This window comes from Thermococcus sp. GR6, assembly GCF_012027415.1.
Classification (GTDB): domain Archaea; phylum Methanobacteriota_B; class Thermococci; order Thermococcales; family Thermococcaceae; genus Thermococcus; species Thermococcus onnurineus.
Genome location: NZ_SNUM01000001.1, coordinates 529915 through 547987 on the forward strand (window position 1 = coordinate 529915; position 18073 = coordinate 547987).

Annotated in this window: 16 protein-coding genes and 1 pseudogene; 7 read left to right on the forward strand and 10 right to left on the reverse strand. The window is 52.6% G+C overall.

Going from position 1 to position 18073, the window contains the following annotated elements; translation table 11 throughout:
* Nucleotides 1-463 precede the first annotated feature (463 nt).
* Nucleotides 464-2389, forward strand: coding sequence for a GNAT family N-acetyltransferase (locus tag E3E32_RS03000; protein WP_167730098.1), 1926 nt, complete (start codon nucleotides 464-466; stop codon nucleotides 2387-2389).
* Here the strand turns inward: E3E32_RS03000 and E3E32_RS03005 are convergent.
* The 3 genes from E3E32_RS03005 to E3E32_RS03015 are packed head-to-tail and all read right to left on the reverse strand — an operon-like array spanning nucleotide 2349 to nucleotide 4826.
* Nucleotides 2349-3101 (reverse strand): heparan-alpha-glucosaminide N-acetyltransferase, encoded by a 753-nt coding sequence (locus E3E32_RS03005; protein ID WP_167730099.1) that lies wholly within the window; start codon nucleotides 3099-3101, stop codon nucleotides 2349-2351. The genes E3E32_RS03000 and E3E32_RS03005 overlap by 41 nt on opposite strands.
* Nucleotides 3102-3136: 35 nt before the next feature.
* Nucleotides 3137-3739, reverse strand: a complete 603-nt coding sequence (gene mrtA, locus E3E32_RS03010; RefSeq protein WP_167730100.1) for a CPBP family archaeomyxosortase MrtA — start codon at nucleotides 3737-3739, stop codon at nucleotides 3137-3139.
* Between the two features lie 37 nt (nucleotides 3740-3776).
* On the reverse strand, nucleotides 3777-4826 hold the full coding sequence (locus E3E32_RS03015; protein WP_167730932.1) for a peptidylprolyl isomerase: 1050 nt from the start codon (nucleotides 4824-4826) through the stop codon (nucleotides 3777-3779).
* 116 nt (nucleotides 4827-4942) lie between these two features.
* On the opposite strand from E3E32_RS03015, the gene cysS reads away from it, so the two are divergent.
* From cysS to E3E32_RS03030, 3 genes are all read left to right on the forward strand, one after another.
* Nucleotides 4943-6373, forward strand: coding sequence for a cysteine--tRNA ligase (gene cysS, locus E3E32_RS03020; RefSeq protein WP_167730101.1), 1431 nt, complete (start codon nucleotides 4943-4945; stop codon nucleotides 6371-6373).
* A gap of 91 nt (nucleotides 6374-6464) precedes the next feature.
* Nucleotides 6465-7112, forward strand: a complete 648-nt coding sequence (locus E3E32_RS03025; RefSeq protein ID WP_167730102.1) for a phosphoribosyltransferase — start codon at nucleotides 6465-6467, stop codon at nucleotides 7110-7112.
* A gap of 12 nt (nucleotides 7113-7124) precedes the next feature.
* Nucleotides 7125-7460 carry a hypothetical protein gene (locus E3E32_RS03030; RefSeq protein WP_167730103.1) on the forward strand — a complete coding sequence of 112 codons (336 nt, stop codon included), beginning with the start codon at nucleotides 7125-7127 and terminating at the stop codon, nucleotides 7458-7460.
* Here the strand turns inward: E3E32_RS03030 and E3E32_RS03035 are convergent.
* Complete coding sequence (locus E3E32_RS03035; RefSeq protein ID WP_167730104.1) at nucleotides 7439-9229, reverse strand: DUF4932 domain-containing protein; 1791 nt, start codon at nucleotides 9227-9229, stop codon at nucleotides 7439-7441. The two genes, E3E32_RS03030 and E3E32_RS03035, sit on opposite strands and share 22 nt — an antisense overlap.
* Nucleotides 9230-9320: 91 nt before the next feature.
* On the opposite strand from E3E32_RS03035, the gene E3E32_RS03040 reads away from it, so the two are divergent.
* Nucleotides 9321-10304 carry a metal ABC transporter solute-binding protein, Zn/Mn family gene (locus E3E32_RS03040; protein WP_167730105.1) on the forward strand — a complete coding sequence of 328 codons (984 nt, stop codon included), beginning with the start codon at nucleotides 9321-9323 and terminating at the stop codon, nucleotides 10302-10304.
* 49 nt (nucleotides 10305-10353) lie between these two features.
* On the opposite strand, the gene E3E32_RS03045 is transcribed toward E3E32_RS03040, so the two are convergent.
* The 4 genes and pseudogenes from E3E32_RS03045 to E3E32_RS03060 all read right to left on the reverse strand — a co-directional run bounded on the left by E3E32_RS03045 (nucleotide 10354) and on the right by E3E32_RS03060 (nucleotide 15071).
* On the reverse strand, nucleotides 10354-11250 hold the full coding sequence (locus E3E32_RS03045; protein ID WP_167730106.1) for an ABC transporter permease: 897 nt from the start codon (nucleotides 11248-11250) through the stop codon (nucleotides 10354-10356).
* Nucleotides 11247-12281, reverse strand: coding sequence for an ABC transporter permease (locus tag E3E32_RS03050; protein WP_167730107.1), 1035 nt, complete (start codon nucleotides 12279-12281; stop codon nucleotides 11247-11249). Before E3E32_RS03050 ends, E3E32_RS03045 begins: the two co-directional genes overlap by 4 nt.
* Nucleotides 12274-13801: pseudogene (locus E3E32_RS03055) on the reverse strand (ABC transporter ATP-binding protein). Before E3E32_RS03055 ends, E3E32_RS03050 begins: the two are co-directional and overlap by 8 nt.
* A gap of 46 nt (nucleotides 13802-13847) precedes the next feature.
* Nucleotides 13848-15071, reverse strand: a complete 1224-nt coding sequence (locus E3E32_RS03060; protein ID WP_167730108.1) for a BMP family protein — start codon at nucleotides 15069-15071, stop codon at nucleotides 13848-13850.
* Nucleotides 15072-15194: 123 nt separating this feature from the next.
* Between E3E32_RS03060 and E3E32_RS03065 the strand changes: the two genes are divergently transcribed.
* Nucleotides 15195-15644 carry a hypothetical protein gene (locus E3E32_RS03065; RefSeq protein ID WP_167730933.1) on the forward strand — a complete coding sequence of 150 codons (450 nt, stop codon included), beginning with the start codon at nucleotides 15195-15197 and terminating at the stop codon, nucleotides 15642-15644.
* Nucleotides 15645-15782: 138 nt separating this feature from the next.
* A complete protein-coding gene (ftsY, locus tag E3E32_RS03070) occupies nucleotides 15783-16688 on the forward strand; it encodes a signal recognition particle-docking protein FtsY (protein ID WP_167730109.1) in 906 nt (301 codons plus the stop codon).
* A 31-nt stretch (nucleotides 16689-16719) separates the two neighbouring features.
* On the opposite strand, the gene E3E32_RS03075 is transcribed toward ftsY, so the two are convergent.
* Together E3E32_RS03075 and surE are read right to left on the reverse strand one after the other, a co-directional pair.
* Nucleotides 16720-17217, reverse strand: a complete 498-nt coding sequence (locus E3E32_RS03075; RefSeq protein WP_167730110.1) for a hypothetical protein — start codon at nucleotides 17215-17217, stop codon at nucleotides 16720-16722.
* Nucleotides 17218-17276: 59 nt separating this feature from the next.
* Nucleotides 17277-18059, reverse strand: a complete 783-nt coding sequence (gene surE, locus E3E32_RS03080) for a 5'/3'-nucleotidase SurE (RefSeq protein ID WP_167730111.1) — start codon at nucleotides 18057-18059, stop codon at nucleotides 17277-17279.
* Nucleotides 18060-18073: the final 14 nt, after the last annotated feature.

Here is an 18073-nt window from a genome sequence, read left to right on the forward strand (position 1 = left end):
ATCATTGCAACATTTGCCAGTCTGTAGAAATGACAAAAATCATCCGTAAGTAGTTGGCAAATTTGTAGGTTAGCACGATCCAATTGTAAAAGTTTATAGTTCCTAAGTGTCACCACTGTTTCCTTCTACAACAGGTGTGAAGAACCGGAGGATGTTAAGATCAAAGAAAACGAAACACCCAAGGTCGTTCTGATGGACTGCATAGAGTATCTCGCTATCAAGAACAGCTTTCAGCAGGTTTTCAGGTTTTGAATCTCAAAGATTATGCCTTGGTGACCGATTCGATAATACTCATAGTAATGTCCCGTGAAGTCTGGAAGAATCCGGAGTGGAAGCTTCTCACAAGGGAGTTTCCTCCAGTAGATGAGCAGTGATCAGAATGGCTCGTGGTGCCACAAAGAGATTAATGGTGAAGGAGAACAGTTATTAATTTCATTTCTCCAATTACCGATGGTGATAGCCGGTGATTCTTCGGGGTCGGGTTGTCGGGAGCGAAATCCCGCGCTTCAAGCATCGATGGTTTGGGATTCTCGAGGTTGAAACTGAGAAAGGAAAGTTCAGACTCTACATGACGGGCAACGTTGCCCAGTGGTTCCTGACGGGCGATGAAGTGGAAATTAGGATTAGAGAAACGCCGAAGGAAAAGGGGGACTACAAAGTTCTTGACTTCGACGACTATGAGCTCTATAAGTTCTACTCTGGCGATAAGATAAAGGCCTGGCCCCTCTGGGAGAAGGAAGTAGAGGCCAAGCGCTTCTCCCCACTCACGGGGGAGCTCCTCTACACGTACAAGCTGAGGGCAAGAGAGGCCAAATACGAGAGCGACTTCGAAGCCATAGCCGAGCTGGAGCAATATCACTACGCCAGCCAGAAGGAAACGGTGGCATTGTGGCGCTGTGAGAATGGCCACATCTTCGAGGCAAACACCAAGCAGAAGTGCCCAGTCTGCGGCACTGAAAGCCATATCCTCGAGATTAAGGGCTCTACTCCAGCTTCTCGCTTCCTGCTCCTTGAACTCGTCGAAAGGGAGGAGTACGAGCCCAGGATTTTAGCCTACGTAAGAATTGATCCGCCGATTCCGCTGATGCACAGACGGTTGCCCAACGGTGAAATTGAAAGGAACATCCGTGAGAAAGTCTTTCCCGAGGACTGGTTCCATCCGGCATTCTGGCCAGAGAAGATCATGAAAGAACTCTACGAGGAGCTCAAAAGGAATCACGGAAGAAAGGTAGCGCGTTCCCTCCTATGGGAAGAAGCCAAGTGGAGAGCTTTGAAAGAAACCAACACTGCTGGCGCTAGGATTGCGCGTGTTGTGGTTCATCCGGACTACCGTTCCGATGGCTTGGGCCAGCTGAGCGTTAGGGCTGCCCTTGAGTGGATAGCCGAGCGCAGGGTCCCGGAGATGAGAAAGAGGAAACACATAGTAGAGACCATAGCGCAGATGGCCCGCTACAACCCCTTCTTCGAGAAGGTCGGCTTCAAGTTCCTTTGGGAGACGGCAAGCGGAAGGCCTGTCCTCTTCTATCCACTCACTGAAGAGGCCAAAGAATACATCGAGCGCTTCCTTCACGAAGACCCCTACGCGCCAGAGGACGGTCGCCTGTGGAGGCCGAGCTACGGTAAGGTCGAGCCTCTGAGCGGCCCGATAGTCTTTAAGAACGTTAGCAAGGTCTTCGAGAGCGAGCTCGACGTTAAAGGATTACCTGAGGAGATTCAAGAACTGCTGAAAGCCTTTGGAGTCAGGCACAGGGTTATACAGCGTCCAGTTTTGAGGAACCTTAACTTTGAGATAAAGCCTGGAGAGCTGATAGCGGTAGTCGGTGCGAGTGGAGCTGGAAAAACGACCCTGCTGAGGCTCATCCTCGGAGCGGCGAAGGGCTACTGGGAGGAAAAGTACAGACCGAGTGAAGGAGAAATCAGCGTCCCGGAGAACGTCAAGGTTTCCGTGCTTATACCCGGGGAATTTGAGCCTTCCTTTGGCTCTGAAAGCATATTGGAGCACGTGTACAGAAAGATTAGAGACCTCAACGCGGCTGTGGAGGTGCTCAACAGGGCTGGACTGAGCGACGCAGTTCTCTACCGTGCAAAGTTCGGTGAGCTCTCTACAGGTCAGAAGGAAAGGGCAAAGATAGCTTCACTCCTCGCTGAGAAGCCAAATCTCCTCCTCATGGACGAGTTTGCAGCTCATCTCGATACGCTCACGGCCATGAGAGTGGCCAAAAAGGTGGCCGAGATTATCAGGGAGGCCGGCATCACCGCCCTCATAATTACCCACAGGCCAGAGGTGCTGAGGGCTCTGGACCCGGATAAGGTACTCTTCGTCGGCTACGGAACGGCAAGGGTTGAGGCTAAAGGGAAATCCCGGGAAGAGGGCCGTAAATCAGCATGAGGAGACCAACCAGCAGGGGCTGATGGACGAGATATATGCCGAGAGTGTGCCTGCCGGCCACGCAGAGGGCTAAAACGAGAGGGTTTGCGGGAATTCTCAGCTCCTTTTTCCTCATTCCCTCCGGATAGAAGACGCTGCCTGCTGTGAGACCGAGGAGGTAAATCCCAAACCAGGGAAATATCGGGAAATAGTCCGGGGAAGAAAATCCTTTGAAGGTTATTCCGAGGGGAAGAAGCCACGCAGGACCGATTAGGTTTCTCACCCAGAGGGAGCCGAAGATGAAGAAGACCGCCCACAAGAGATTAAGCTTCCCAAAGCGGTAGAAGGGAATCGCTAAGAGCGTTGCGGCGCCGAGGAAGTGGAGAATCCCAAAGTAAATTGTCATGCCGTCGAGGAAAAGGTACGTGACAACTGTTATCAGCATGCCCAGGCCGAAGAGCTTAAGGAATCTCCTGAAGTACTTGGCGTAGGGACGGGGGTTCTTCTTGATCGTCCGGGAGTAACTTATCCAGAAGGAGAGGCCGGAGACGAAGACGAATATCGATGCCGTTGCATAGGCGAAAGCCTTCCAAAAGAAGGGATGTCCTGAATAGTTCAGGAAGAGCTGTAAATCCGTGACGAAGTTGGAGACAACCATCATAGTGATGCCTATCCCCCTGAGTAAGTCAACCTCCCAGAAGCGGCCGCGAGAGTACACCTCGGCTCCGAGCATAAACATTCCTTCGAGGCAGATTTAAAAAGGCTTGCTCAAAGGAGAACGCACATGACGTCGAAGAGGACCGAGCCGAGCCAGTGGAGGAGAAAGCTCGGAAGGAAGCTCTTACCCTTCAAATCCATTTTTGCGAAGACTATTCCCGCAAAGAATGCGTAGGGGATTTCGATACCGGGCTTTCCGATGTGAACTAAGGTGTAGGGAACATCCTGGGCCAGTATAGCGAGCCATTCATTCTTCTTCGCCAGCGGGAAGAGCAATATCCCCCGATAGAAGGCCTCGTGGGCGAACATTATCGCACCAACAGCAAGCTCCTTGAGGAGAAAGTCGGTCCAGTTGGAGTAAGCGAATATTGGATAGTAGTTTTTCATCTCGGGAACCGTCGTCCCATACAGGCTTATCAGGATCGAGAGCAAAAATAGAACGGCAAACCACTTGTAACCCTCTCGGTTTCCAAGTTGAAAGCCGAGTTCTCTTGGCTTAAAACCGAGAAGGTAACCAACGGCCAACGGCAGAACGACGTAAAAAGCCGCGTTGTAAGCCGCCCACCCGAAAACATTGTCTCCCCTACCCCAAACAAGGGGAATGAACACAAGGGAGAGCGCATAGAGAAGCCAGAGGTTTCGCTTCAGTTCCATGGAGAAAAGTTAGGAAAAGAAGATAAAAGTTTTGGCCTCACTCAGTCTCTCCCTTCTTCTCCTCGGCACTCTCGGCTGGTTTCTCGGTCTTCTTTTTGGTAGTTTTCCTCTTCTTGGCTGAGGTGCTCCTCTTTCTGGTGGTTTTGGACTTCTTGGTGGCCTTTTTCTTCGGTTTCTCCTCAGCCTGCTCTTCTTTCCTGCTCTCTGGCTCCTCCTTGACCTCCTCACCCTCGGAAGTCTCTTCCTTCTTCTCCTCGCTTTCCTCGGCCTTCACTCCCTCAGTTTCGGTGGTCTCTTCCGCGGGCTTTTCCTCTTCGGCCTTCTCGATGAGCGGCTCGCTGACCTCTTCCTCGAGCTCTGTGACCTGCTCCTCCTTTTCCGGTGGCTTGAGAAGCTCGTCGACGCTTGGCTTGAACTTGACTTCCTCGTAGCCTATGAACTTGAGGTCGCTCTCAAGGAGTATCTCGCCGAGAACGAGGGTGTTTCTGTCTATCTCGACATTGCTAAAGTCAACGCTGACGTCTTTCTCACCGACCTCGATGATGACCTCCTCCGGCTTGACCATTGGCATGCGGAGCTCTATGAGGGCCTTGACCTTCTCTATCGGGTCCTCTATCTTCTCGACGACCTCGACCTCATAGACGAGGTGCTTGCCGGCATAGGGGTGGTTGAAGTCAACCCTCACCCTGCCGCCGCTGACGGTGAGGACCTTGCCCTTGAGCTTCCTGCCACTCTCGGTCTCTATCTCAACCGGCATTCCGGGGAACGGGAAGATGCCCTGCCTCCTGAACTGGCCGAGGGTGAATGTCTTGATGAGCTTGGGATCGCGCTTTCCAAAGCCTTTCTCAGGCGGGATAATTATCTCGTACTTCTTGCCGACTTCTAACCCCTCAAGCTGCTCGTCAAGGCCCTTAAGCACGTGGCCAGCCCCAACCGCTATCGGGACAGGGCCGTAGATGCCCTTCTCGTTGTAGATGCCGGCCTCTTTGGCAACCTCCTCATAGGTGGTGTCAAAAATCTCCCCGGTTTCTTTGACCTTACCGGTGTAGTGAAGCCTTATGACGTCTCCCTTCTGAACCTTGACCATGAGCATTACCTCCTTTTCGTGCTCCTACCCCGATTAAGGGAGTTGGTTTTTAAGCTTTCCCACCGGGCGATAACCTAATAAAACGCCTCGGCAAAGTTCACCCGGGGGTGAGAAAGATGGCCATTAGAGTGTACAACACCCTGACGAAGCAGAAGGAGGAGTTCAGGCCCCTGAGGGAAGGGGAGGTCAGGATGTACGTCTGCGGTCCAACGGTTTACGATTACACCCACCTCGGTCACGCCAGAACCTACATAGCCTTCGACGTCATCAGGCGCTACCTCGAGCACAGAGGTTATACCGTTCTCATGGTCATGAACTTCACCGACATAGACGACAAGATTATCAGGCGCGCCAACGAGACCGGCGAAGACCCTAAGGAGCTCGCTGAGAAGTTCCTTCGCTACTTCCTCGAGGATATGAAAGCTTTGAAGGTCAAACCGGCCGATATCTATCCGCGCGTTACGGAGCACATTCAGGACATTATAGACTTCGTGAGGAAGCTCCAAGAAAAGGGCTACGCCTACGAGGGGAACGATGGGGTATACTTCGAGGTCAGGAAGTTCAAGGACTATGGTAAGCTGAGCGGAATAAAGCTTGAAGAGCTAGTTAAGGGGGCGAGGGTTGAACCTGGCGAAGGCAAGAAGAATCCTGAAGACTTCGCCCTCTGGAAGAAGGCCAAGCCCGGAGAACCTAAATGGGAAAGCCCCTGGGGCGAAGGCAGGCCCGGCTGGCACATCGAGTGCTCCACGATGAGCACAAAGTATCTCGGCGAGAGCTTTGACATCCATGGTGGCGGGAACGACCTCATCTTTCCGCACCACGAGAATGAGATAGCCCAGAGCGAGGCGTGTACCGACCATGAGTGGGTCAGGTACTGGCTCCATACAGGCTTCGTGATGGTTTCCGGAGAAAAGATGAGTAAGAGCCTCGGTAACTTCGTGACGATAAGGGAGCTCCTCCAGAAGTACAGCCCGGAGGTCATACGCTTCTTTGTCCTCCAGAAGCACTACCGCTCACCACTCGACTACACAGAGGAGGGCATCCAGCACGCCAAGAACAACCTTGAGAGGCTCTACAACACCCTCGAAAACATCCGCGTGGCGATGGAGAAGGCCGATGTTGCATTCAGATGGGACGAAGAGGAGTTCGAGCTCTACGAGACCGTCAGGGAAGCAAGAAAGAAGTTCTACGATGCCATGGACGACGACTTCAACACGGCCGAGGCCCTCAAGGCCGTCTTTGAGGTCTCCAACGCGGTTAACCGCTACCTCACGAAGGTCAAGAAGCCCAAGGAGAGCGTTCTCAAGAAGGCACTGGAGTTCTTCAAGATAATAAGCGAGGTCTTCGGTCTCTTCGAGGACTACTTCAAGGAGCAGAAAGCCGGTGATGAGGAGGCACTCATAGAGCTCCTTGTCTCAGTAAGGGCGGAGCTCAGGAAGCAGCGCAACTTCACTCTGGCGGATAAAATCAGAGACGAGCTCAAGGCTCTGGGCATACAGCTTGAGGACACGCCACAAGGAACAATATGGAAGAGGATTAGTGTTTGATTTTTTCTGCCTCTTTTTGCCACCTTCCAGTCAAAACGCTGAGCGTAAGGCTTAAATATAACCTTTCCTTTGCTCCGTTAAGGGAAATCCAATGAAGAAGTTTCCGGCTTATCTCGCTTCTTGGGACGATATAGAAAAGTGGGCAAAGGAGGGCGCATGGAAGGTTCTTGAAGACGGCTGGAGACCGGACGTTATAGTCGGTCTTGCCAGAGGTGGCTGGATTGCGGCAAGGCTTTACTGCGATTACCTCGGCGTTAAGGACCTCGTCAGCCTCAAGGTGGAGCACTGGGGTGTTACAGCCACTCCGGACGGAAAGGCAAGACTCAAGTACGGCAGCAACTACGACATGAGCGGAAAGAATGTTCTTATCGTGGACGACATCAGTGACACTGGAGAGAGCTTAACCCTGGCGAAGAATTACGTGGAGAGCCAGAATCCGGCAGAGGTTAGGGCGGCAACACTGCTTACAATAAGAGGCTCCCGCTTCAACCCAGACTACTACGGCGAGGAGATCGACTGGGCCTGGATAGTCTTCCCCTGGAATTTCGTGGAGGATATGATAAATCTCGTCAACAACATCTTCGAGGAGAAGGAAGCCCTAACCACCGATGAAATCGTCGAGCTCTTCAAGGAGCTCCACGGCATTGAGGTTCCAAAAGGCAGACTTGAGGAAGCCCTCAGAATGGCCGAGCGCAGGAAGGTTTTTAAGTTCCGCGACGGAGCCTGGCGCAAAGCCTGAGGGTGTGGTAGCTTGGACCGGAAGAAGACCGTCGAGGAAATCAAAAACCACAGCGTCTATGCCAGGGAAATCTACGACATGCATAGCGAGAGCATCAACGAGGCCATAGACAACTACGAGCAGCTGAAGGAGGACTACCTGAACGACCACTCGCGGGCGAGGATAGTGAGAATAGTCTTCAACGACGACCATGGCCTCCCATTAGCCATGGAGTTCAACAGGAAGGATGACAGCTTCAAGGGATTTACCATAGCCATCGGCAAGCCGCACATAAAAAGCAACGGAAACGGAAAGGAAGGGCAGAAAGCGGAAGAGACCAGCCCCAATCAGGAAGACGCGAGCGGCTGAACGTAGAATCCCATCTCTATCTCTTTTCCATTGAAGATTTCGTAGCTGCTGAGGTAGTAGGTTGGATTCTTGTAAAGTCTCGTGCCGTAGCGATCTGCTCCAGCTATCCATACAATGTAGTTTTCAGGATTGAGCGGGTTCCTGATGGCCATTATCACCGATGCGTTGAGGTAGTTGGCATTCCAGCCCTCAAGGACTGGATAGGCATCATTCTCTTGGAGTATGAAGGAGGCAATCTCCCAGTTCCAGTGCTCCGACCGTTCCAAAACCCACTCGTCTCCGTATTTCACAAAGCGCAACGGGAAGTCGTCCTGGAGTTCGGCGACAATCTTGTTGGCAAGGGGGCCGCCAATGAGGATAAGGTTCTCCTTCAGTTCTTCGTCGGTAACGTTAACGTCGGCCTTAATGATCACCTCGACGCCGTCTGGCCACTGGGAGTAGAAGGTCTCAAGGTAATTCGCAACAATCTCAGCCGTCTCCCTGTCATATTCGGTTCCACTCGGGTCTGGATTCTGGGTGCCGTAAACTACGATAACCTTTCTGGCAACGGCTCCCCTGTCAAGGGCCCTGAGGGGTGTCACTGGAACACGCTTTTGGTATAACTCTCCCGCTTTCTCGGGCGAAACCTTTTCCTTGAGCTCGCTCATCATGTCAACGACGTAGTCGCCCAGAGGTTTCCCTTCCTGAACGCTTATCAGGGTGTACTTCTCGTAGATTTCAACCATGTCTTCTATCCAGAACTCTCCCCATGCCCTCTGCATCCACATCGCCAGCTCCAAGTAGGCGGGATCAACACTCTTCAGTGAAAAGTCCATCCACCCGTCGGCGAAGCCCTCGTACACCATCATCGTGTCCCACCAGAAGTGGATGTCATATGTCGCAAGGTAAGGCATATCCCCCTCTATCGTATCCTCGAGGTATCTGAGGTCGTAGGTGAGGTCGTAGTTCCAGTTCAGTTCCTTGGTCGTGATGTCATGGCCAAGCTCGTGGTATACGAAGCCGAGATAGATAAGCTCGTCCAGTCTCTTGTTCTTAATGTAGTCCCTATTGAGCGGCAGACCAAACATTGTGTCGCGGGCTGTCTTGTATGTCCACTCAGTCCTCTGTGGGTCGCGCCTCACCAGGGGAATCATTCCGCCAGCGCCGTATATCTGCGTGCCGTTGATTATCGGGTTGAAGCTGTGGCCATGGATGGCAACGAGGTAGGGATGCAGAAACTCAAAGCGCACGTTTGAAATGCTAACGTATTGCCCCATAAACTCATCGGGAGGTAAAAGTTCTAGAGCAGTGATGTAGGTATTAAGGTCTTCCTGATAATACCTCTGACTGGTTTTGTAAAATTCCATAAAGTCCGTTTTCTCTGCAAAATCCCGAAGAGCGCTCAGGAATCTAAAGAACCACTCATCATTCACAAGAACCAGAGGTTCCAGCTCTGGCGGCTCCGTGCACGTCAAAAGATATGCCTCGAGGTAGTAGAGCCTCATGTCCCTGTCTGGGATCGTCGTAGCGTTCTCCAAATTCTCCCTGAGCATCTTGACGACAGGATGATTTCTATATGGGCCAAAGTAAGAATCAACATCACTGAGGTAGTCCTCTCTGTCTATGACGAAGATATCGTTTCTTCCAAAAGCCAGATAATAGACCACTGAAAGAAGTTCCGAGTTGGGGCTTATGGTTACCGAAACCTTGGAGCTGACATCGTAAGCGCTTACTGGGACAGCACTACTCAGGAACAACAGCATGATTATTAACGCCGCTAATCTCTTCATGACGACACCAAGTGGTAGTGCGGGCGGAAACTTATAAAACTTTCCGACAACATTTAAAGTTAAGCGTTGAATTCTGTTAGGGTGGCCGAAAATGAGGGCGAGAACTCTACTCATAGCGTTGCTTTTAATCGGATCATTCATTCCACTCACCAGTGGGGCTGGAGAAAAGCCTCTCGTGGTGACGAGTATAGCACCTTTGGCAGCGATAGTTCAAGATGCCTTCGGGGATTCTGTGGAGGTTGTTTACATAATCCCTCTCGGCGCAGATCCGCACGAGTACCAGCTGACAGCAAGCCAGATCGAGCTCCTGCGCCAGGCAGACGTCATAGTGACCACTGGAGGTCATTTACCTGTGGAAAAGAGAATCGCCGAACTGAAAAAGGAGGGAACGATAACCGGCGAGGCACTCTTCATAGACGACTACAAAGCTGAAGGCTTCCGGTATCTAAGCGAGCACTGGTACAACAGCAAGGACAACTCACACGGTATATGGCTCGATCCCCACAATGCGATGGCAATAGCTCAGGCAACCGAGAAGGCCCTCGAGAAGGCCGACCCGTACAATGCCGAGCTATACAGAAAGGAGTTCAAGAGCTTCAGGGAGCGCGTTGGGACCATCGTCGGGGCTTATAAGGCCCTTGTGATGGAAAACAGGACTGCTGTCATACAGATGCCCTCCAACCAGTACGCCATTGAGTGGCTCGGCATAAAGGCAGTTGCCTCAATAAAGCCAGAGGAAGAAGTCCCAGCACTTGGAGTTGACGAGCTCGTCTCCGCCGCCGAGAAAACCGACCTCATAGTTTATGGAAAGGAAAGCCCTGACCAGCTGAAGGAGGCAGCTAAGGAGTTAGCTGTAAAGAGCGGGAAGCCCCTGGCCGAGATAACGGTCTTCTGGAAGGACAAGCCCTACACGGAGGTGCTTATAGAGAACAGCGCCGCGGTGATCAAGGCGCTCGGAGAAAAGCCTCCTGAAGAACTAGCCGAGGCTAGGACAGACGTCACACAGTATGTCGTCGTTTCCATCATTGTTGGTCTTGTCTTAGGAACTGCTCTTGGAGTAATCCTCAAGAAGTGAGCCTTTCCTTTCTCCCAACTTTGTCGGGAAAGAGAAAATGAGAAGAGAGTCACTCCCTCTTGTAGGGCCTGCCGTCCCACTTGGGCGGGCGGACCTTTCCTATTATTCCAGCCACAATGATGATGGTCATCACGTAGGGCAGCATCTGGACGAACTGCCACGGAACGACCTGGCTGGACTGGACCCATATTGCCACCGTGTCGAAGAATCCAAAGAGGAATCCTCCGACCAGAGCCATTAGCGGGTTCCAGCCGCTGAACACCATATTGGCGAGCGCTATGAAACCCCTTCCAGCTGCAACGTTCTTGGTGACCGCTCCGACCCAGTCTATGCTGATGTAGGCTCCAGCGAGACCCGCCAGTGCAGCACCGTACACTGCCGCCCAGAAGCGGTACTTCTCAACGTTCAGGCCTATGGCATCTGCCGCCTCTGGGTTCTCACCCATGGCCCTTATCCTCAGCCCGAGCGGCGTTTTGAAGAGCACCCAGTAGGTGAGGAAAGTTATGACGAGGGTCACTATTATCATGGGGCTGATGTTCCCGTAGGTGGTGTTCCAGTTGGGAACCCTGACGGTGTCTGGAACCTGGTGCTGGCCTGCCGTTCCCCAGTAGGCCATGATACCGAAGGGGACGAGACCCATGGCGAGGAGGTTTATACCAATACCCGGGATGATGTGGTCTCCCTTGAGGTAGACCGTGATGAAGCCGTGGAGCATTCCGAGGAGGGCGCCGACGAAGGCTCCTCCAAGGAGGCCGATGAACCAGCTTCCACTGACTTCTGCCGCAATAGCGCCGAAGAAGGCACTTATCATTATGATTCCCTCGTAGCCGATGTTGACTATTCCAGCGCGCTCGCTGACAACCGCACCAACGCTCGTAAGGACTATGGGCACCATGGCCATCAGTGAGGTCACTAGGATTGGGACGATTGATGATCCGAGGCTCATGCCCTCACCCTCCTCAAGTTCTTGAATATGTCAATCAGACCAGGAATCGCGACGGCAACGACGATTATACCCTGAATGACGTAGATAATCTCGAGCGGAACCCCTGCTCCAATCTGCATCATTGTTGTTCCAGCACGGAGCATGCCAAAGAACATTGCCGCGAAGATTATGCCCAGTGGGTGGTTTCTTCCGACGAGGGCAACGCCTATTCCGTCGAAACCATAGCCGTAGATGTTGGCCATTCCCTGGCTTATGGCATAAGTTGGAGGTCTTCCCATGACCTCAACGGCGCCAGCGAGACCGCTCGCAAATCCGCCTATGACAAATGACCATATTATCGCTTTCTTTGGATCGATTCCCCCGTACTCTGCACCCTTCGGATTCATTCCGCTGGCCCTCATGCCAAAGCCCAGCTCAGTGTGCCAGAGGATGTAGTAAACGATGATGGAAGCTACGATGGCGAGTATGAATCCCACCGACAGATTTGAGGCGCCGAGGAGCGGGAGCCTTGCGCTTTCCGGGACGAGAATGGTCTTGTTAGGGTCGTTGGGGTTGGCATATGGGCCGGTGACGAGGTACAGCACACCGTACCAGGCTATCCAGTTGAGCATAATGGTTGAGATAACTTCGTGAACGCCACGGAAGACCTTGAGGAAAGCTGCTGGAAGGCCCCACATCGCCCCAACCAGCATGCCCATGAGGAGCCCAAAGATGACGTTGCCGTAGATGTTGGTGAATATTATCGCAGCTATTGCCCCGAAGTAAACAGAACCCTCGGCACCGATGTTAAAGATTCCTGTCCTAGCGCTTATTGCGAATGTCAGGGCGGTGAGCATGATCGGGGTGGCGTAGCTAAGTGTGGAGGCTATTCCTGATGTGGAACCGAGGGAACCCCTCAGGAGCCAATAATAGGCTTCAAAGGGGCTGTAACCGAACGCGAGGAGGATTATCGCACCTAGGAAGAATCCAATGAACACCGCCAGCAGGCTCTCCGCGAGCGGCTTGAGGAAGCCCTTCACTTTTTCATTCACGTCTGATCCCTCCCATCATCATTCCAATCTCTTCCTCTGTGACCTCCTCGGGCTTCACGATGCCCATGAACTCTCCCTCATACATGACGGCCATCCTGTCGCTCAGCTGGGTTACCTCATCAAGGTCGGCGGAAACGAGCAGAACGGCCTTGTTCTCGTTCCTGAGCTTGACGAGGTAGTTCCTAATGTACTCAGTGGAGGCAACGTCGACACCCCTCGTGGGCTGGGATGCAACTATCAAGACAGGCTCCTTGCTTACCTCTCTGGCAACGATGAGCTTCTGTTGATTTCCACCGCTCAGGCTCTTTGCTGGAGCGTTTATACCTGGAACGACTACATCGAACTGCTCAACGAGTTTTTTAGCGTGCTCCCTGACGGCGTTCCACCTTATCGAGTTGAGTGGTCCCTTGAATTTTTCCCTCCACTGAAGGCCGAGGATCGAGTTCTCGGCGACGCTCATGTCAACGATGAGACCCATGTTTATTCTGTCCTCTGGAATATGAGCCAACCCGAGGTCGTAGAGCTCCCTCGGTGGCCTGTCTGTGATGTCCTTACCGTTGAGAATGATCTTTCCTCTCTCAACCTTTCTGAGACCGGTTATGGCCTCTATAAGCTCGGTCTGACCGTTGCCCTCAACGCCGGCTATACCGAATATTTCGCCGGCGTGAACCTCAAAGGAGAGACCCTTAACGGCGTCCTCACCTCTGTCGCCCTTAACCCAGAGGTTCTCAACCCTAAGAATAGGCGCTCCCGGCTCTTTGGGGGGCTTCTCCACCCTGAGAACGACCTCTCTTCCAACCATCATCTTGGCGAGTATCTGGGGCGTTGCGTCCTTGGTGTCTATGGTTCCTATGAGCTCGCCCTTCCTGAGGACGGTAACGCGGTCAGTTATCTCGATGACCTCCTTGAGCTTGTGGCTGATGAAGATTATCGTCTTACCCTGGCTCTTCAGCAGGTTGAGAACCCTGAACAGCTCTTTGACCTCTATCGGCGTTAGAACAGCCGTCGGCTCGTCGAGGATAAGTATGTCGACATCCCTGAAGAGCATCTTGAGGATTTCAATCCTCTGCTGGACACCGACGGGCAGCTTCTCAACCGGAATATCAAGGGGAACCTGGAAGTTCAGCTCGTCCATCAGCTTCTGGAGCTTTTCCGTGGCCTTTCCCACATCTATCTTCGAGAATAAACTGTGCCCCCTCCATTCCGAGGATTATGTTCTCAAGAGCGTTAAACACCTCAACAAGCGTGAAGTGCTGGTGGACGATACCAATGCCCTTTTCCAGGGCATCTGCAGGGCTCTTAAAGTGAACTTCCTCACCGTTTATGTAAATTTTACCCTCCGTGGGCTTTATCATGCCGGAGAGAATCTTCATGAGGGTGGTCTTACCTGCTCCGTTCTCACCTAACAGACCATGAATCTCGCCTTTTTTAACGGAAAAGTCAACACCCTTCAGAGCCTTCGTACCATCAGAGTAAACCTTCACAATGTTCTTCATCTGTATCAGCGGCACTTCTTCCATGGCGACACCCCCTGCAAAGAGAAACAGAAAAAGAAGAAAAAGGTTTTCAACCCATCATCTCAGTCCAGTCGTTGGCGTTCCTTATCTTCTCAATGCCGTCCTTGTCCATTGGCGCTGGAACCTGGATCTCGCCGTCGATTATCTTCTGCTTGAGCTCGTCAATGGCCTGCCAGACCCAGTCGGGAACCTGCTTCCTGGTCTCCTCGAGCTTGGCGAAGAGCTGATCCTCGCTGTCGAATCCAAGCTCCTGGAGCTTCTGCTTCTTGGTGTCCTCTGGGAGGGAGTTGAACATCTCCTTAACGTCCTCGATGGTGCTTATTCCAACACCGCCTTCCTTGAGACCGAGCTCGACGACACCGCCCTTGAAGGTGCCCTCGACGGCCGCTTTAACGGCGGTGTAGACACCGACGTCAACTCTCTTCATCATGCTTGCGATGATGATGCCCGGCTTGATCCAGTCCTGGGCTGAGTCAACACCGATGGCGAACGGCGGCCCCATGTCCTTACCCTGGGCCTTCAGAGCCTCAGCAACAGCATCAAAGACACCAACACCGGTTCCACCGGCGACCTGGTAGATGACCCAAGCGCCCTGCTGGAGCTGGGCCTGGGCGGCAGCCTTACCCTTGGCCGCGTCGGTGAAGGTTCCGGTGTACTGGTAGATAACGTCAACCTTCTTGTTGGTGCCCATCTTCTGGTTGTAGTAGTCAACGCCCCATGAAACACCGAACCTGTATCCAGCCTCGAACTTGTAGAGAACCGGGATCTCCATGCCGAGGACGATACCGACCTTGTCCTTGTCGTCGTTGGCGGCGATCATTCCTGCAAGAGCGCCGACGAGTGCTGAACCCTCATTCTCCTTGAAGAGTATCATCATGACGTTGTCTGGCATCTCTGGGTCAAATCCGTCGATGATGGCGAACTTCTGGTCTGGGTACTTGGCGGCGACCTGCTTAACGGCATCGGTCATCATGAAACCGACAGCAATAATTATCTCATACTCGCCCTGCTGGGCAAGGGTCTCAAGGTTCTGGAGATAGTCAGTCTCCTTGGCGCTCTGGACCTCAACCAGCTCCAGGTTGAAGTCCTTAGCCGCCTTTGAAGCACCGAGGTAAGCCATGTCGTTGAAGCTCAGGTCACCTCTGCCACCGACGTCATAGACGATGGCTATCTTGCCCTTGGTAGTGGTCTCTTCTCCTCCACCTATGCAGCCGCTGGCCACGACGCTAATGGCCAGGAGGCCGATTAAAAACAGACTTAACCACTTCTTCATGTTAACACCCCTGGAGTTTTCAAAGGTATAACTCCAAGTCGAGATATATACTTTGCGGTCTTGAGAACGCCGGAAATTTGAGAAAGAATTTTAACTATCTGGTAAAAGTTTTTTGTGATGACAATGCTGAAGGAAATAGCCGAACTGAACTCGGGAGTCGTTTTAATAACTGGCGACGGCAAGAGACTCGCAAAGATATACCTCGATGCCTGGAGTAAGAGAACGAAGACCATACTCGTCGAATACCTTCCATTCCAAGTCGATGGGGAAGTCTACATCGGCTCGCCCTACGAGGGTAGGAACTTCGATGTTTACTTCATAGTGAACCCACTCTCTCGTTCAAAAGCAGAGAGAGAAAAGCTTCACCGCTGGCTCGAGCAGAACAGGGATAAGCTCATCTTGCTCTACGAGACGAAGTACGTAAAGGACTCAATAACGCGCTACCCGATCAGGGAGCTCATCGACTACCTCGTAGCCTACAAGAGGGAAACCGTCGGCTTTGAAAGGGTCGATGTCATGCGCCTTGAGAATGGAAGGGTGGTGGAAAGCAAGACGTACATCAGAAGGAGCTGATTTATAAACATCCAGGATAACTCACCATCGCCCGATGACGAGCGGTTTCGGGTCTGAGATGTGATGACACCAGCTATCGCTGAGGGCATTTCATAATAATTATATATGTCCAAGCGTCTCGCTCATCAGGTGGTGAATATGTTCGGAAAGCTGAAAGAGAAGTTAGGCTCATTCGTCGAGAAGGTTTCCCAAACTGAGATAAGAGAGAAAGACGTCGAGAACGCCCTCTGGGATCTTGAGCTGGAACTCCTCGAGGCCGACGTTGCCCTCGAAACGGTGGAAGCTCTCAAGGAGAAGATAAAAGAGAAGCTCGTCGGTCAGAAGGTCAAGATAGGGACGAACAAGAAGGAACTAGTCGAGAAAGCCGTCAGAGAGGCTGTTCTGGAGGTGCTGACCCCAGAGAAGAGGATAGACCTCCTCGAGATGATTCGCTCAAAGGAAGAAAAGCCCTTCGTCATAGCCTTTGTTGGCTTCAACGGCTCGGGGAAGACCACGACCATAGCCAAGCTCGCCCACTTGCTCAAGAAGAACGGCCTTTCCGTCGTCATAGCAGCGAGCGACACCTTCAGAGCAGGGGCAATAGAGCAGGTAGAAGAGCACGCAAAGCGTGTTGGTGTTAAGATTATCAAGCACTCCTACGGCGCTGATCCAGCGGCGGTAGCCTACGACGCAATAGGGCACGCGAAGGCGAGGGGCGTTGATGTTGTCCTCATAGACACCGCCGGGAGAAACGAGCTCAACAGAAACCTTATGGACGAGATGAAGAAGATAGTGCGCGTTACCAAGCCTGACCTTGTCATCTTCGTCGGCGACAGCTTAGCCGGAAACGCCGTAGTCGAACAGGCAAAGCAGTTCAACGAGGCTGTTAAGATAGACGGAGTAATTCTCACAAAGCTCGATGCCGATGCCCGTGGTGGAGCCGCACTCAGCATAAGCCACGCCATAGGGGCGCCGATACTCTTCGTCGGCGTCGGCCAGGGCTACGAGGATCTTAAGCCCTTCAATGAGAAGTGGTTCGTTGAGAGAATTTTCGGGGAGGCCTAAGACTCCCATCCTTTTTCTCAGTGTTTCCATGTTAGACTACCACAGCGACACCCATGCGGATTAAAGCCCACAGCATGAACGCCACCACGACCGAGGTTAGTACAAGGAAGGCGATGCCAGCCTTGTTGTCCCGGTAGTAGTCTCCCATACTCCAAGCAACTGCCAAAGGGAAAAAGAGCGACACGATGAGCATCAAAGTGAATGAGGACAACGAAGGGACACCAACTATCGCAGGCAGGGTCGTGATGAGTAAAGCCGAGAACGCGGTAACCATGGCGGCGGCTTTGAAGTGCTCAACCCTTCTCCATTGCCAGAGAAGCAGAAGGAGCAGTGCGGGTGTTAAAGCCAGAGCTGGAAGGATGAAGTTGGGTTTGTAGTGGAAGTTGCAGGCGGGAGGCATCAGGGACCAGCAGTCAGCACCTATGTAGTAGTCCCTGGGAAGCCAGAACAGAGAAATCTCACCAAAAAGCACAATGGTGAAGGCAGGAAGGTAAACTGAGATCAGCTTGGACAGGCTGTTCTTTGTCATAAACACCGCCGCAACACATCCTGTTCTCAGGGGGACGATAAATCATTTGCACCATTCGATTATAAGCCGGATTTCAGCAGCCTCTCCACCTCTTTTAAATCCACACTTGCCGTCATGTCTATGTTTATCGGCGTCACGCTGACCTTCCTCTCCACCTTTAGGGCGTAAGCATCCGTCCCGGGCTCGAACTTTTCGCACTTCCTGCCGACTATCCAGTAGTAAGGATGTCCCCTCGGGTCGACTCGCTCCTCGATGGTCGGGCGGTACCTTCTCCTTGCGAGCCTTGTCACCACTATCTCCGTCTCCGGAGTTGCATCCCTCGGCACGTTCACGTTGAGCATGTCAACGCCCTCTGGAAGGCCCTTCTCAAGGACGGCCCTGGCTATTCTCCTCAGGAAGTGCGACGCAACTGAGAAGTCTATGCCCTCCCCCTCACTGAGGGTCTTCCTCCAGTCCACCTCGAGGCTTATCGCTATGCTGGGAATCCCGTGGGTGGCGGTTTCTATGGCAGCGGAGGCCGTTCCGGAGACTGTTATCTCTGTGCTCAGGTTCTCGCCGAGGTTGATACCGCTTATTGCCAGGTCGAAGTGGGTGAACCTTGCGAGAGCAAAGATGACGCAATCAACGGGCATGCCGTCTAGGCCATAGGCAACCTTTGCCCCCGGCACGTTCACAAGCTTTGCCCTCAGCGGCTTGTGAAGCGTCATGGCTCTTCCGCTGGCGCTCCTCTGGAAGAGGGGAGCAACGACATAAACCTCTCCAAGGTCTTTAACGGCCTCTACAGCGGCACGGATGCCTTTTGAATAAATCCCGTCATCGTTGGTTATGAGTATCCTGGGCATACTATGAACTAAGG